At 67.5% G+C, this 2,767-nt stretch carries 3 protein-coding genes; all 3 read left to right on the top strand.

What is annotated here, in order from left to right:
* On the top strand, positions 1–625 hold a 625-nt coding region (locus ACTHJR_RS05055; RefSeq protein WP_440522034.1), incomplete at its 5' end, for a sterol desaturase family protein.
* The gene (locus tag ACTHJR_RS05050) at positions 625–933 is read left to right on the top strand and encodes a hypothetical protein (RefSeq protein WP_440522033.1); all 309 of its coding nucleotides are present in this window, start codon (positions 625–627) and stop codon (positions 931–933) included. The genes ACTHJR_RS05055 and ACTHJR_RS05050, both read left to right, overlap by 1 nt.
* A gap of 11 nt (positions 934–944) precedes the next feature.
* Positions 945–2,534, top strand: a complete 1,590-nt coding sequence (locus tag ACTHJR_RS05045; RefSeq protein ID WP_440522035.1) for a GMC family oxidoreductase — start codon at positions 945–947, stop codon at positions 2,532–2,534.
* Positions 2,535–2,767: the final 233 nt, after the last annotated feature.

The following is a 2,767-nucleotide window of genomic DNA, read 5'->3' as shown; positions in this document are numbered from 1 at the left end:
TTATCTGTTCCACCGCTCGGCGCATCGCGTGCGCTGGTTCTGGGCGAGCCACGTCATCCACCACAGCTCGCAGCATTATAATCTGTCGACCGCGCTGCGGCAGACCTGGACCGGGTTCATCTCGATCGCCTTCATCTTCCGCTTGCCGCTGTTCCTGGTGTTCCCGCCGGCGATGGTGATCTTCGTCGGCGGGGTGAATTTGATCTATCAATTCTGGATCCACACCGAGGTGATCGGCCGGATGCCGCGCTGGTTCGAGGCGGTGATGAACACGCCGTCGCACCACCGCGTCCATCACGCGACCAACCCGTGCTATCTCGACAAGAATTACGCCGGCGTGTTCATCGTCTGGGACCGCTGGCTCGGCACGTTCGAGCCCGAGCGTGACGATGAGGCGCCGCGCTACGGCATCGTCAAGAATCTCGGCAGCTTCAACCTGGTCTGGGCCGCGTTCCACGAATGGGTCGGCATCGCCAAGGACGTGTGGGCGGCGCCGGGGCTGAAGGCCAAGTGGAACTATATGGCCAAGCCGCCGGGCTGGAGTCACGACGGCAGCCGCGAGACGTCCGAAACCATCAAGGCGCGCTGGGAAGAACGCGAGCGGGCAAAGGCCGGCAAGGCGTGATGCGCGCGCATCCCGGCATGACTTGCCTGGTCGGGGCGCTGGTCGTGGCGGCTTATTATTTCATCGTCGGCTGGTGGTGGATCGGCGGGCTGGACGGCGTGTTCCTGCCGTTCGGCAACCGCCCCGGTCCCGCGCTGATTTGCTGGCTGTTGCTGATCGCCTGGGGCGGGCTCGCGGTTCGCGCGGTTTTGGCCGGTCGCTGGCTAGCCACTGGTGCGGGCCTGGCCGTGTTGCTGCTCGCCGCGGCGCCGGCCGCCTGGGGCGCCTATCATTTCAGGACCGATACGCCTGCGACGGAGACACAATGAGCGGAGGAAATGTGGACGAAGCCGATATCGTCGTCGTCGGGGGCGGGTCGGGAGGCGCGGCCGCGGCCGGACGGCTGAGCGAGGACGGTCGTCACACCGTGGCATTGCTCGAAGCGGGCGGGCGCAACACCGGCCTCAGGACGCGCGTCCCGGGCTTCATGGCGCTGCAGACCGACAAGACCAACTGGCGGCTGGAAACGGTGCCGCAGCCCGGGCTCAACGGCCGCCGCGGTTATCAACCGCGCGGCAAGGGACTGGGCGGGTCGAGCGCGATCAACGCGATGCTCTACATCCGCGGCAATGCCTGGGATTACGACAATTGGGCGGCGCTCGGCTGCGACGGCTGGTCGTATGACGACGTGCTGCCGGTGTTCAAACGCTCGGAAGCGAACGAGCGCGGGGCGAGCGACTATCACGGCGGCGACGGCCCGTTATCGGTGTCGGACCAGCATTGGTCGCACCCGGGCAGCGCCGAATTCGTCGAGGCGGCGGCGATGCTGCAGATTCCGCGCAACGAGGATTTCAACGGTGCGCGCCAGGACGGCGTCGGCATCTATCAAGTGACGCAAAAGGGCGGCGAGCGCTGGACCTCGAGCCGCGCCTATGTCGAGCCGGCCTTGGCGCGCCCCAATTTCCACGTCGTGACCGAGGCGCTGGCCGAGCGCGTGCTGTTCGAGGACGGCAAGGCCTGGGGCGTCGCCTATCGCCGCGGCAACGAGAGCTACGTGATCCGCGCGAAAAAGGCGGTGGTGCTGGCGGGCGGCGTGTTCGGCACCCCGCAAGTGCTGATGCTGTCGGGGATCGGCCCGGCCGCGCATCTCGTCGCGCAGGGGCTGGCGGTCGCGATCGACCGGCCGGCGGTGGGCGCGAACCTGCAAGATCATATCGACTATGTCGCCGCCTATGAGGTGCCGGGGCGTTTCTTCATGGGGCAGTCGCTGGCCGGGACGGTCAGCATGGCGGGCGCGGTGATCCGCTGGCTCCGGAACCGCTCGGGGCCGATGACCACGCCGTTCGCGGAAGCGGGTGGTTTCCTGACGGTGATGCCCGACGCGCACGTGCCCGACATCCAGCTCCATTTCGTGCCGGTGGTGCTGGAGGATCATGGCCGCACCAAGGTCCAGGCGCACGGCTTCTCCTGCCACGTCTGCGTGCTGCGTCCCGAAAGCCACGGTACCGTCAGGCTCGCCTCGCCCGATCCCCGCGACACGCCACTGATCGACCCGGCCTTCCTGACCGATCCGCGCGACATGGCGGTGATGAAAGCGGGCGTGCGGACGATGTACCGCATTCTCAACGCGCCGCCGCTCAGCCGTCACCACGGCAAGGATCGCTACCCGATCGATTTCGCCGACGATGACGCGCTCGAGCGATTGATCCGCGCGCGGGCGGACACCGTCTATCACCCGGTCGGCACCGCGCGGATGGGATCGGATGCCGATGCGGTGTGCGACCCGAAGCTGCGCGTGCGCGGGGTCGAGGGGCTATACGTCGCCGATGCCTCGATCATGCCCAAGCTGGTCAGCGGCAACACCAACGCGCCCTCGATCATGATCGGCGAGCGCTGCGCCGATTTCGTGAAGGCGGATCTGGCGGGCTGAGGCGCGTGCGTCCATACGCCTCCCCGGCGCAGGCCCGGGGCCCGGTTGGCGGACTGCGGTACGGCATTCCACCGCGGAGGGTCCGTTGCGACTGGGCCCCGGCCTTCGCCGGGGAGGCGTTATTGGAAGCCCAACGCCGCATGATGCCCGAGACCCCCCCCTCCGCGGGGGCTGCGCTTCGAATTCCGTTTGCAATCGAACCGTGAAAAAAAGCCGGTGAGCTAGGTCACCGG

The organism is Sphingomonas sp. (assembly GCF_051962185.1).
Classification (GTDB): domain Bacteria; phylum Pseudomonadota; class Alphaproteobacteria; order Sphingomonadales; family Sphingomonadaceae; genus Sphingomonas.
The sequence above is the reverse complement of the archived record's forward strand: the minus strand, read 5'-3'. Positions and strand labels throughout refer to the sequence as shown.

What these genes read in the sequence shown, in the direction of transcription:
- ACTHJR_RS05050 (WP_440522033.1), top strand. Translation starts at nt 625, where the DNA reads ATGCGCGCGCATCCCGGCATGACTTGCCTGGTCGGGGCGCTGGTCGTG.